At 38.8% G+C, this 12962-nt stretch carries 11 protein-coding genes, 3 tRNA genes and 1 pseudogene; 6 read left to right on the forward strand and 9 right to left on the reverse strand.

What is annotated here, in order from left to right; all coding sequences use genetic code 11:
- Positions 1-321: 321 nt before the first annotated feature.
- The 5 genes from CE557_RS02925 to map all read right to left on the reverse strand — a co-directional run bounded on the left by CE557_RS02925 (position 322) and on the right by map (position 4043).
- Positions 322-897, reverse strand: a complete 576-nt coding sequence (locus CE557_RS02925; RefSeq protein WP_114910112.1) for an energy-coupling factor transporter transmembrane component T family protein — start codon at positions 895-897, stop codon at positions 322-324.
- On the reverse strand, positions 890-1582 hold the full coding sequence (locus CE557_RS02930) for an energy-coupling factor ABC transporter ATP-binding protein (RefSeq protein ID WP_114910113.1): 693 nt from the start codon (positions 1580-1582) through the stop codon (positions 890-892). Before CE557_RS02930 ends, CE557_RS02925 begins: the two co-directional genes overlap by 8 nt.
- Before the next feature lie 25 nt (positions 1583-1607).
- On the reverse strand, positions 1608-2141 hold the full coding sequence (locus tag CE557_RS02935; RefSeq protein WP_114910114.1) for a biotin transporter BioY: 534 nt from the start codon (positions 2139-2141) through the stop codon (positions 1608-1610).
- Positions 2142-2549: 408 nt separating this feature from the next.
- Entirely contained in the window at positions 2550-3203 is a 654-nt protein-coding gene (trmB, locus tag CE557_RS02945) for a tRNA (guanosine(46)-N7)-methyltransferase TrmB (RefSeq protein WP_114910116.1), read from the reverse strand.
- Positions 3204-3278: 75 nt separating this feature from the next.
- On the reverse strand, positions 3279-4043 hold the full coding sequence (gene map / locus CE557_RS02950; RefSeq protein ID WP_114910117.1) for a type I methionyl aminopeptidase: 765 nt from the start codon (positions 4041-4043) through the stop codon (positions 3279-3281).
- A gap of 200 nt (positions 4044-4243) precedes the next feature.
- Between map and CE557_RS02955 the strand changes: the two are divergent.
- Positions 4244-4429, forward strand: a pseudogene (locus CE557_RS02955) (transposase); the annotation flags it as partial.
- 13 nt (positions 4430-4442) lie between these two features.
- Here CE557_RS02955 and CE557_RS02960 read toward each other — a convergent pair.
- Positions 4443-4516, reverse strand: a tRNA-Ala gene (locus tag CE557_RS02960).
- Positions 4517-4627: 111 nt separating this feature from the next.
- On the opposite strand from CE557_RS02960, the gene CE557_RS02965 reads away from it, so the two are divergent.
- From CE557_RS02965 to rfbB, 5 genes are all read left to right on the forward strand, one after another.
- Entirely contained in the window at positions 4628-5125 is a 498-nt protein-coding gene (locus tag CE557_RS02965; RefSeq protein WP_114910118.1) for a dihydrofolate reductase, read from the forward strand.
- A gap of 325 nt (positions 5126-5450) precedes the next feature.
- A complete protein-coding gene (gene dnaN, locus CE557_RS02970; protein ID WP_114910119.1) occupies positions 5451-6563 on the forward strand; it encodes a DNA polymerase III subunit beta in 1113 nt (370 codons plus the stop codon).
- Between the two features lie 113 nt (positions 6564-6676).
- Positions 6677-7627, forward strand: coding sequence for an esterase/lipase family protein (locus CE557_RS02975; RefSeq protein WP_162789972.1), 951 nt, complete (start codon positions 6677-6679; stop codon positions 7625-7627).
- Positions 7628-7664: 37 nt separating this feature from the next.
- A tRNA-Ser gene (locus CE557_RS02980) sits at positions 7665-7753 on the forward strand.
- 73 nt (positions 7754-7826) lie between these two features.
- Entirely contained in the window at positions 7827-8825 is a 999-nt protein-coding gene (rfbB, locus tag CE557_RS02985; protein WP_114910121.1) for a dTDP-glucose 4,6-dehydratase, read from the forward strand.
- Between the two features lie 34 nt (positions 8826-8859).
- On the opposite strand, the gene CE557_RS02990 is transcribed toward rfbB, so the two are convergent.
- From CE557_RS02990 to CE557_RS03000, 3 genes are all read right to left on the reverse strand, one after another.
- Positions 8860-11019, reverse strand: coding sequence for a hypothetical protein (locus CE557_RS02990; protein ID WP_162789973.1), 2160 nt, complete (start codon positions 11017-11019; stop codon positions 8860-8862).
- A gap of 280 nt (positions 11020-11299) precedes the next feature.
- A complete protein-coding gene (locus CE557_RS02995) occupies positions 11300-12640 on the reverse strand; it encodes an ATP-dependent Clp protease proteolytic subunit (RefSeq protein WP_114910123.1) in 1341 nt (446 codons plus the stop codon).
- Positions 12641-12665: 25 nt separating this feature from the next.
- Positions 12666-12737 (reverse strand) — tRNA-Gln (locus tag CE557_RS03000).
- Positions 12738-12962: the final 225 nt, after the last annotated feature.

Genomic DNA, 12962 nt, shown 5'->3' on the forward strand with positions numbered 1-12962 from the left:
CCTGGTTTATTTGGACAAATTTTGTCTCTGTTCAGGCAATGGCGTTAACTTAAGTAATATTTTTTATTGATTTTCAAATAAAAATATATATTCTAACCATTGGTTTAATAATGAATTTTATCCCACTTTTTTTGATAAAAAAGTGGACAAAAAATCATCGCGCTGAACACGTACGCAAAATGAGTCTTAAAAACAAAATATTTTTATCAAAAAAACTTGCTTGTTAATATAGTTCGTTCAGGCCTTATGGCACGCAACGGTTGTTTACTTTGCAATAATTTTCTAGGCTTAGTGATTGTTTATTTATCCATGCTAATGAGGTTATTCCCAGGAGCGAGCCGTTATAGCTGCTGCTATGTCATCTGCCATTTTGATGGTTTTTATAAGCGCAGGGATAAGTATGGTAATAAAACTTTTGTCTATGCCTCTTGCTTTTTGCGCCATCTTTATTTCCTTGAAAGTATTATGAATCACTGGCATAAAACGTATGGCTAGTGTAACAGCAAGGCTAACCTTAGCAGGCTTTATCCCCACATATGCTAATGGCTTTAATAAGGTAGCTAATCCCTCAATGATATCTAAATAGGATGTGGTCAATAGGATCCATGAAGCAAACAGGACAATGTTACAAGCTCTAAGTACAACCTTGATCCCATCTATCCACTCTCCCCAAAAGGTATGCATCAAAAAACTCACTATCAATAGGTAAAAGCAAGTGCCTATGGGTTTACATAGTTGACGATAAGAGATATGCATCAACCCACTTAAAGCAAGGGTACTGCTTAAATTGATGAGGTAAAAACGCCAATCATATAGCCTAAACGATAGACTGCTTACTAGTATCAGCAACATTAATTTCCATTTAGGGGCTATCCTATAAAACGGTTGCTTATTCATGGTACAATTGGCTATATACCAACTTTTGATAGGCTTTTATAGCGGCAGAAGGGGGGGCATCTGCTACTAAGCATCCTTGCTCAAAAACCAGTACGCGGTCAAAATCAGCCAGCAGATCTAAGTCATGTGTGACCATTAGAATGGTTTGGGGAAGTTGGTCTATGACTTGAACTATTTTTTTCTTATTTCTTAGATCCAACAGCGTAGTTGGCTCATCCAATACAATATAGCTAGGCATCATAACTAGAACAGACAGAATGGCTAGCAGCTGTTTTTCACCACCACTCAGCAAATGGGATTTACTATATCTTAGGTGCCCCAAACCATAGGTAGTCAGCAAATCATGAATGGACTGATCTACCTGTTCTTTGCTATAACCCATGTTTTTAAGCCCAAAGGCAATATCCTCTTCTACGATTGGAAAGATAATTTGATGGTCAGGATTTTGAAAAATAAATCCTACATTGCGTCTAATAGCTTTACCATGTTTGCAAGTAGATAGGTGATCTATTGCTACTTTCCCTTCAGATGGAAGCTGTAGCCCATTGATAAGCCTAGCAAATGTACTTTTACCGCTGCCATTTGAACCTATAATGCCAATCCTTTTTTCATGTAATGTAATATTAATACCTTTTAAAGCATAAAAATGGTCAAAGACAACACTTACATTTTCTATTTTTATCATCTTCTATCGTTGGTATGGCCTAACCTTACATCAAAGGATACGTTCTTTTAATAACCATTGCAGTAGTAGCTGCAATGGTAGCTTTAATCATATCCCCTGGAATAAATATACAAGAAGATAAAAAAGCTTTGTAGAGCTGAACGTCAAATAGGATGCTAATCCAGAATAGACCAAAAATGTAGAGCACAATGATGCCGCCCAATAGGATGTATATAAAGGCCCAAGCTAGATTCAATCTATTCCAATTTATTTCAAATAATAAGCCAATTATATAGGCAGAAACCGGGAAACTAAGTATAAACCCACCAGATGGCCCCATGATCACACCTACGCCGCCATGGCCACCGGCCATAATAGGCAGGCCAGTGGCCATGATGGTTATAAATAACAGAGCGGCTAAAGCACCTCGCCTAGCGCCTAAAATGCTACCGGCTAACATAGGGCCTAAAGATTGAGCGGTTATGGGCACTGGGGGTACGAATAATAGGGGAGGTATGACGGCTAATGCAGCAAATATCCCAGCAAATAGTGCAATATATACGATATCTTTTGTGGCCATATGTGTTTCTATGGATTTTGGTTGCTAGGTAGCTAAGGCGTATCTGTTCACGATACTGGTTCATAATGCATTTTATCCCATTTTTTTCTTGATAAAAAAGTGGACAAAAAATCAAGCCCTCGGTAAAAAGTCGCTGAAAGTGTCATCCTACAGATGGAAAAAAAGTGCCCTATGGGGCTTCAAAGCAAACTGTTTTGCCTAATCATCTGTATAATGCCACTTGCTACACCGCGACTTTTTACAGAGGCGTTTTTCTTTTAACGCAAAAAACCAGTGACTGGAACAGATACTTAATAAAAACCAACTGCGCTGAACATATACGCTAAGGCAAATATAATAGATAAAATAGATGGTTGGTTGATTTTTTGCCAACTTTTTTTTGGATAGAAAGGTAGGTATAACCATTCCTTATTTTAGTGTAAAGCATAGATAATGAATCTGAATTCCTTGTGCTATAAATCGCTTTTCATAGGTGGTTTGAATGCCAAAATGGTAATCTATTAAGGTAGAACCATATACATCTTTTGTATAGTCACATGGTGCTATCCCTTGCTGTTGGAGCACATCTAAGGTATAGCCCAACAGCAAGCTGCTATCGGTTTTTAAGTGCACGCGCCCTCCTTGTATCGTTATTGTTTCATATAGCTTTAAAAAACGTGGACTGGTGAGTCTACGTTTTATATCCCTGGTTTTAGGTCTAGGGTCTGGAAAGGTGAGCCACACCTCGGCTATTTCATCTTCTTTAAAAAAATCCAGTAGATGGGTGGCTTGCGCACGTAGAAAGGCAACATTTTTTAAGCCATATGCTTTTGCTTCTTGTGCCCCTTTCCAGAGCCGGTCTCCCTTGATATCAATTCCTATAAAATTTCTTTCTGGAAATACTTTAGCCAATCCAATGGTATAGGCACCGTGGCCGCAACCAACTTCTAGTGTAATGGGATGGTTGTTGTGAAAATATAAAGCATGCCATACTCCTTTGATATGGTTATAGATGGCTTTTTCTGGTTCTATAAGCTGTTCCAGCCATTTATTGGCTGCAAAACGCTTGCGCTTCTGTCTCATAGCTTGAATCAGTAAAAATTACTTTTTAGATGGGCACTTTTAAAATGGTATGCTCTATTAGAGGAGCATAGGGGCCTATTGCCCAGCGTCTGCCATTAAAGTAGTTAAAACCCTATAGCCTTCTTCTTCCACAGCAATGGTATGCTCAAAGTGGGCAGAATCTTTTCCATCTTTCGTGACAATGGTCCAACCATCTTGTAAAGTTTTAATAGCTGGATGACCAAGGTTTACGATAGGCTCTATAGCTAATACCATGCCCGCTTTTAAAATAGGTCCCTGGTGGGGCTTTCCATAGTTGGGAATCTGCGGTGGTTCGTGCAGCATAGTACCCACACCGTGTCCGCCCAATTCCTTCACAATGCTAAGTTTATGTTGTGTAACGTATTGACCTATAGCATGAGAAATGGTAGAAAGGTGAATGCCTGCTTTAATGACACGGAGTCCTTCCCATAAAGCTCTCTCAGTGTGCGCTAATAAAAATTTTTGCGTATCAGAGATCTTCCCTACAGGATAGGTCCAAGCACTATCTCCGATGTAACCCTTGTATTTTACACCTATATCAATGGCCACAATGTCCCCCTCCTGTAGGGGGCGCTTACTGGGTATACCATGCACTACACCATTATTAATCGAGATGCAAGTAGCATTTGGAAAGCCACGATACCCCTTAAATATAGGCTCTGCATCATTACTGCGGATGATTTCTTCGACTATTGCATCTAAGGCAAGGCTATGCACACCTGGTTGAATAGCATTTTTTAAAGTATCATGACAAAGCGCTACAATATGACCCGCTCGTTGCAATAATTTTAGCTCAGAATCGGTGCGTATTTTTATCATATAATTACAAAATCAATTTCTATATGCACAAATATAGGTTTTTATATAGAATCATCCATTGATTGATCGTTGTTTATACCTTATCTATTGTTTAGTTTTAATTGGTTTGAATGTTATACTGGACTGAAAAAATAGGACAAAAAGTTTTTACTTTATTTTCCGTATAGTTTAGTTTTAGAGTCATAAAATAAATTACTCAGATGGGAAGAGAAGATATCAGGTATTTTAGTTCGGAAGAGAAGACTAAAATAGTATTAGCTTTGCTACAAGAAGATTTAACGCTAGTTGAGCTGTCGTCCAAACATGGCGTCACTAGCCAAACGCTTCAAAATTGGAAACATCAGTTTTTAGAGAATGGCTCCACAGTCTTTGATCTATCCAAGGTTGTTAGTGTATATGTGGAGAATATCGGATTCGAACCGATGACCCCTTGCTTGCAAAGCAAGTGCTCTAACCAGCTGAGCTAATCCCCCTTATTTAAAAGTACAATTACCCGGTGCAACCACTTGGATTGGAACAAATATAGTAGTGTTGGTTGAATAAATCAAAATAAATTGTTTTATTTTGGCTATTTTACATGCACTATGGTTATATCTCTTATTGTTGCGTTATCATTAAATAGCGTTATTGGCAAGAAAAATAAGCTGCCATGGCATCTTCCTGCTGATTTACAAGAATTTAAACAACGTACCCTGGGGCATCATTTGGTAATGGGTAGCCATACTTTTCGTTCCATTGGGCGTATTTTACCCGGTCGGGTGAGTATAGTAGTTAGTTCAACAATGGATCAATTGGCTGTGGGCTATCATGTGGTACGCAGTATCGAAGAAGCGATAAGCTTGGCAAAGGCCCAAGGCGAATCGGAGCTATTTGTTATTGGAGGGGAAAAAATTTACATCCAAACTTTGCCTATGGCGCATAGAATTTATTTGACAAAAATTCATGCTCTTGTAGCAGGGGATACCTATTTCCCTCCACTAGGGGAAGAATGGGTGGAACGTGATATACGTTCTTTTAAGGCAGATGCGAAAAATCCTTATGATTATAAATTTATTGTACTGGAAAAGAAAGGCAATAAATAACCATTTCCCTCTTTTGTAGTATACAAAATATAGCGGCAGGTTGTTTGACGAAATGGGGGCTTCACTTTTGCATATAAAAATAAAATAGATGTACGCTTTAAATAGACAAAAATAAAACCTTTTAACTTTTTTTATTAAATTGCATTCATTTATAAACTTAATGTTAAGCGGACCGTATCAGTAGGCTTGGCGTGTAGGTCTTTTGCTTGTTAAGGTATCCAAATGGAAATGGTTACGAATCCAGTCAATAAAATGATCAGAAAGATCAAGTAAAGGTTTCTTGGATAGCAGCAGCCCACATGTTCAAAGCACAAAAAAAATAACTATGGAGTTCACGGTATCATCAGCTTTGCTGTCACAACAGCTAACTGCCATTAGTGGGGTTATCACCCGTAATCCAGTTGTTCCAATTTTAGAAAACTTTCTTTTTCAGATAGATCATAATCGTTTGGTGGTTACAGCATCAGATTTACAGACCTCTATTAGCGCTGCTTTGGCGATTCAATCAGATGCGCAAGTAAGTGTGGCCATACCTGCGCGTATGTTGCTGGATACCGTTAAGCATCTTCCAGAACAGCCTATTAGATTGGAAATTAATCCAAATGCGTATACCGTTTCTATTCAATCTGATAGCGGGCAGTATAAATTGGCAGGAGAGAGTGCGAATGATTTTCCGCAGCTTGCTACTTTAGAGGATGGAATAACGCTAGAGGTAGAAGTGGAGGTGTTGAAAAATATTTTACAGAAAACCTTATTTGCTACGAGTAATGATGAGTTAAAGCCTGCTATGTCTGGTCTATATATAGAATTAACCCATGCTATGGCTACTTTTGTGGCCACAGATGGTCATCGGTTGGTTCGTTATATTCGTGAAGATCTCTCAGCATCTACCCAGAGCCCTATTATTGTGCCTAAAAAAGCATTGTTACTTTTGAATGGTCTATTGAGTGGTAGAGATAAGCAAGTGGGCTTTATGTTTGATCGCCATAAAATCCAATTTAGTATCGGTAACATTAGTGTGGTTAGTAGATTGGTGGATGAACGTTATCCAGATTACGAAAATGTGATTCCTAAGGAACATACCAGTAAGCTAGCCATCAGTAGACCTGCCTTGGTGAGTGCGCTTAGGCGTGCCGCTATTTATGCGAATAAGGCTACCCATCAGGTCAAGTTGAATCTTGTAGACAATCAATTGACTATTTCAGCAGAAGATTTAGACTTTTCTAATGAAGCACAAGAACAACTTATTTGTACATATGAAGGGTTGCCTTTAGAAATAGGATTTAATGCCAAGCTTTTATTAGATATGTTGACCAGTATCCTAACAGAAGAGGTAGAATTCTTTTTCTGGGGGGCTAATAAAGCGGTGTTAATTTTTCCTAAAGTCCAAAATAAACAGGAGCACTTGCTCTTATTAATTATGCCTATTATTTTTTAGGTCAATTTTTTTAGTAGTGCTGTTGTGATGTGGGTTGATTCCCTATATAACTTTATCTTTATACGCTTATGTCATACATCTTTTCTATATTTAGACTGATATCCTTTTGTTTATTGTTTGCTCCAGGCTTTGTTCAAGCAAAGTCAGTTAAAAATCAGGGTGAGCTAGTGGTCCTATTTCATGGGTTAGGCAATCGTGCTGCTTGTTTTGATACGATGAAGCAGGCGCTGGAGCAGGCGTTGCCTACTGCTTCTATGGTTGCTTTGACTAGTATGGAAGGTATGCAAAGTATACATCTTTCTATAAAAGAACAAGCTGAAGCTAGCTTTAAAGAACTGGCCAGTAAAGTAGAGTCTTTATATGATAGATCTATTCTGTTGGTAGGCCATAGTATGGGTGCGCAAACTGCTTATGCGTTTTTCCAGGCAAATAAAGACCGTTTAAATATAAAGGGGTTGGTTGCGTTAGGTACCCCATGGGAAGGCGTTCCTGGTGCTAGGGTAGATGCCGCTATGCTCGCACATCATTTGAACAAACCTATTTTAGATGACCTCTCTACATTGTCGTTAAGCCTTGGTCATCCTAAAACATATCTTGAGGAACAGCTTATGGCGAACGTACAGGCGAACCAAGCGGTATGTCTTTGCCCTGGAGGTAAAGATTTGATGGAAGATAGTGATTGGTTATCTGAGGTTAAAACGTCGCTTCGTGATGAAACATTGGATATCCTAGCGATAGGAGGAGGGCAAAGTGATTTTAGAGCACTGCTTAATAAGAAAGGGGCGTTTCGGTTTAAAGATTTAAATAATATCTATACTTTTTTTGTAGTGGGCACAAAGTATCCTAACCTTACGGATCACCATGATATGCAGATTCCACTTTATAGTCAGCATGCACTGAATATTGTGCCTAAGGTCAATAAAAAATTTAAAAGAGTATTGATTAAAGATGCTTTTCATAGTACCCATGTTTTGGGGATACCTGTTCCAAGGAATAAGGCTATGTTGAGTCATCCTCATGTATTGTATAGCGTGATACGGTTTGCTAAACGCGTACTCAAATAAGCAGAGATAATCCGATTAGATGATCCGTATAGTTGTTGGAGTAGTGTCTGAGTGGTTGAAGGTATCCGTCTCGAAAACGGGTGTACCCTGAATAAGGTACCGGGGGTTCGAATCCCTCCTACTCCGCTTGTGGCTGAAATAGATAGGCTGTAGCATTGACCAAGTAACGTGAACGACAGATACAGTAAAGCGCGCATCTATGCAGAAGTTATTGATAACAGGTGGAGCTGGTTTTATAGGTTCACATTGTATTCAATTTTTTTTAAAAAAATATCCTCATTATTATATTGTTAATCTAGATAAGCTGACCTATGCGGCCCGTATATCTTTTGCACTGCAGGAGCGGCCTAACTATCATTTTGTTCCAGGAGATGTTACCAACTTTTGGTTGGTTTCGGAGTTGTTTCAAAAATTTAACTTTGATGGCGTTATTCATTTTGCTGCTGAATCACACGTAGATAGATCAATTGTTGATCCACTTCTTTTTATGAAGACCAATGTAGAAGGCACTGGGAATCTGTTGCATGCAGCTTATCGCCATTGGTTCCAAGCACCAGGTCAACCACAGTATCCCAATCATCGCTTTATATATATTTCTACGGATGAAGTTTATGGCGCACTAGATGCAGATCATAGGCCCTATATAGAAACCGATACCCTAGCGCCTAGTAACCCTTATAGTGCCAGTAAAGCTGCAGGGGAATGCATCGTACAGGGTTATGCCCATACGTATGGACTATATACAGTTATTACTCGTTCCACCAATAATTATGGTCCGCATCAATACCCAGAAAAACTTATTCCTATGGTCTTGGAAAATGCCCTACAAGGGCAATCTATTGCATTGCATGGAGATGGAAGTAGTATTCGAGATTGGTTGCATGTAGAGGACCACTGTAGGGCGATTGATTGCGTTTTGCATAAAGGCCAAAGTGGCCAAGTGTATAATATTGGCGCAAATGAAGCGCGCACCAATCTTGAAATCACATCGATGATTTGCCACATGTTAGACGATTTAAAACCACTCAGTGACAGGTCTTATACTTCTTTGATTCGTTTCATCGCTGATAGAATAGGCCAAGATAGGCGCTATGCCCTTGATTGTACAAAAATTCAGGAAACACTAGGCTGGGCACCATGTATTACCTTGCAAGAGGGCCTAGAGCAACTTGTGCGTGGCCAGATCGGTCAAGATTGATCTTCTTTAGCCTATCAAAATAAATTTGTATCCTTTATTGTTGTTCACAAACCTGTAGTGCCTGTTCCGCTGCATTAGCCAATGCCTCTACGATGTTAGTATTCAAATATTTCTTTGCCAGTTCAATATCTATGGCAAGAGTTTCTTGAGCCATATATTTTAACTCATCTAGATGGGTATAGCTTTTAGCATGCCGCAGGTCATAAAGTCGTTCAGCTAATTTAATACAAAGCACAAAAAGCTGTTCTCGAATGATGACTTGCTTAAGGGCATTACCGATATAAAGTCCACATGGCTCCATGCCTTGGCGGTCGTTGACTGCTAAAACACTTTCTATAAAAGAATAAATATTTAAATCGTAGTTGGCCTTAATATAGGAAAGTGGTAAATCTGCATAATGTGTTAAGTCATACAGCAAAGCAACATAAATGGGTTCTGGATAGAATCGTATCCATTCTGCAACCAATTGGGCAATACCTATTGCACGGATATATAAGAATTGTCCGGATAAATGTCGCCTAAAGCCGTAGCACCTTCTGGTTAATAGTAATATTTCATCTATTACTGCTTTACGTGCCTCAGATATTTCTAAAAGATGATTATAAGATTTCATAAACACCTCCATGGATTGATCAACTTCTTGTTGGGTGACAGGAACATTTATAGGAAGTATCTTGGTGATCATTGCATCTCGAACCGTGGCCACATTAGAAGGCAATACCATGAGCATAGGTCTTTTTTGAGAAAATGGAAAACGTAGGTAACCATAGTGGGCGCGAATGGAACGTTCTATTATACGTTTTTCAATATGAATACGCTCTATGTCTTTCTGGTTGTTGTGCCACTTGAGTTCTCTTCCTTCTGTAATATCTTCATAATGACCCTTAATTTGGGGTAGTATGGTTAAAGGGGTATGTAGCCTGCTGATCACGATGGCAATAGCTGGAAAGGTCATTTCTGAATAATTTTTGTCTTTTTGTTTATGCTTTTGTCTATATTTTAGGTAAGTAGTATGTAGTTGAATTTTTACAAATTCACCCTTTGCTACACTTGGGTTAGCGGTACGTAAGACGATAGGGACTAATGCTTGGAGTATATGATTGATATCACATGTGATTTTGTTAGATACCGTGCTGTCTTTTATTTCTACAATCAACTTTGGGACCGGTGCGGTCTTAGCTTCCAGTGCAGACGTTAGCCTAGCCATCAACTCATCTATCGTGATTTCATGTGGCGTTAGTAATAGGTGGTCTACAGACTTGGCGCGTTGCTTTAAGAAAGTAGTAAAAGTGAAAAAATTATTGATAATGCTTTGGATATCTTGCTTATAAAGTGGTCTATTGTCTAAATAGGAAATAAGTTCAGTAACTTCCTGCATTGCTTTTTCCACAAAAGATCCTGAAGCTTTTGTAGTTTTAGCAGCCATGTCTGGATGTAAGTTGGAATGAGGGGGCCTATGGTTCTTCTTTTCTGAGGTTACTTGGCCTTTTAAGTAACGGTTATAAAGTGTATAGGCAGTAATCTTGCGTTTGTTGTAAACAATAATGCTAAAAACGATTAAACCAAATCCCAATAAAGATAGTAAAGAGTCGCTTGATGCGAGCAGTTGATCTACCCCTATGTTATAGATTGCGTAAAAGATTACCAACAATGTGACAAATACTAGCTTGATGCTGATATACAGAGGTAATACAAATAAAGTAGCAGATAGATGCCCTACAGATAAGGTGAGTGCAAATTGAGGGTCTTGCAGATGAAACCAATGCCAGAATACATTAACAGGTAGGCATAAGATGGTGCATATGAGCCACGAGCAACCAATTTTCCATGAGGGAATTCCTTGTTTGGGTGCAATGCCATAACCTATCAACCAAATACCTATAAAAAATTGCAATATATACCAATAGATGGTAAGCCCTCCACTGATGTAGTCTAGTATGGTGGTAAGGATCACGTAGCACCCTGTACAGCCAATAATTGCATCACTCGGCCTTAGCTTATCGAATCGTTCTTGTAAAGCAGCAGCTTGTAACGTTTTGTTTATGCGGCTTTTTTTGCCTGTAAGTGCTTGTTGAAGTGCGTTAACTTCATTAAAAAATTGTGCATGGTCTAGACGCTGTTCCTCCGATGTAACCCTAGTGCGCGTAAGATACAAAGCCACTACTAGTACCAATAGCACAAAAGGTAATGCCATGAGGAAGAGTGTAGTGAGTAACATTGTAAAATAGATATTTCTAAAACAACTTACCAAGCAATTAGACTAAGATAAATATATTTTAGATAATTGTAAGCATTAATTCAAGGCTTTTAGCCTATTTTTTCAAAAACCCTATGCGCTACAAATGTAGCTTACGCGTTTAGCACTGGGGCATATTTGAATGCTTAAATTATGTTTGCACTTGAGATGTGGTATAACCCTGTGCGTTTTATCTACCTTAAATAGAAGGGGGGAAAGATTAAAACAGCCCTAAAACTTATCGCTTATCTATCATCTGCGCCTTTTTATCAGGCCGGTAGCTATAGTCAAAGTCATGAGGTGCTAAGGCATGGTAATAGTGCGCTTCTTCTGATTGCTCTTTTTGTTTCGTTGTATCGAAACCATAATATTCTGTTAGATATTTTTCAAAAGTATAGTCAGCTGAGTTGGGCAGGCTGCTTACCGCACTATTTTTTATACCACTGATTACACAATCAACCCATTTAAGTTTTTGAGCATGGTTACCATATTCTCGCCAGTCTCCATAGATAGACTTCTCATAGAGCTTTTGCTCAAATGCTTTTAGGGATATCCCCATTTTTTTAGCTACCCTTCCTCCTAAACGTTTCCAAACTTCATTAAGGTGCTCATAATGCTCCTTTGTTTCTCTTACATTGCCCCAAACACCGGAAAGAGGCTGATGATGTAAGATGATCGCATTTGGATAAGCATAAGATTTAGTAGCCAATGTAGTAATTAAAGCCGCCATAGAAGCTGCGAATGTTTTTACAACCACATAAACAGGTGCTTTACTATACTCTATCGCTTGCAAAATATTCCACCCTGCCCATGCAGATCCGCCTGGAGAATTACCGATGATCAGAAATATAGGCCATTCACTATTTTTATTATTAAAATAGTGAATTTGATCTACAATATAATTTGCTTTCCAAAGTGTAATGCAACCATTTAAATCAATACATCGATCGGAGAGGACCAATGTATTACTCCGCTTAATCAATGGGTCTTTTAGGTAAATAGGCTTTCTGTGAATATGCTTATCACGTGCTGCTTTGGCTTGTAAGGCCTCCATTTCTGCCTGTAACCGATGGCTCTTCTCTTGCAGTAGCTGCGTTTGCCCTTTTTCTAATTCTATGGTTTTACTTAGCTTAATTAATTGGGCATCACATTGCTCCATTTGTTTCATAAATCTAACTTTCGCTAGCTCTAGTTCAATGGTTAGCCTTTCTTTTTTCATATTCAGTAAACGCATCGCTTTGGTATGCGCTTGCCGCTCCTTTTCGTCCTCTATCTCATTGCCCAATAGTAGAAGCTCCTTTATCTCCTTATTTAAGCGTATAAGTTCCTTTTTAAGATGCAGTTGCTCAATACGTGCCCGCTCAAGCGCATTCTCCGCTTCTAGCTCACTTTTCAGTTTAGCCTTACTAGCTTTGTCAGTCGCATCTGTATCAGTGGACTTGTTTTGTGTAGTAGGAGAGACAGTAGCTACTTTTTTCTCTTTTTCCGTTTTTGCGAATCCTATATGGTGCGTGGATAGCAATGTAAAAAAAGAAAAGCTCCAGCTTACTATCCAACGATTATAATTTAAACCTACCATCTATTTGTGTTTATGCGGGTTGCTGTTGTCCGGCTAGGGGTCGAACCTAGAGTCTTCTGGACCAAAACCAGACGTGTTGCCATTACACTACCGGACAGAAATTGTATGTGTTTACAAATATAGTAATTTAATTGAAAAAAAAGTAAGTATTTCCCTCTTTATTTTTATGCCTTGACTTTTATTGTATATTGTGCAGACATACTAGGATTTTTATGCAAAAAGGGTTGCCAGGATAGGTTTATACCGTATGATTAATGGTTTGGTACGGCCTATGGTAGGCTGCTGCTTGCGCACTGGGGGCAATTTAGTATACATTTTAGTG

Source organism: Cardinium endosymbiont of Sogatella furcifera, from assembly GCF_003351905.1.
GTDB lineage: Bacteria > Bacteroidota > Bacteroidia > Cytophagales > Amoebophilaceae > Cardinium.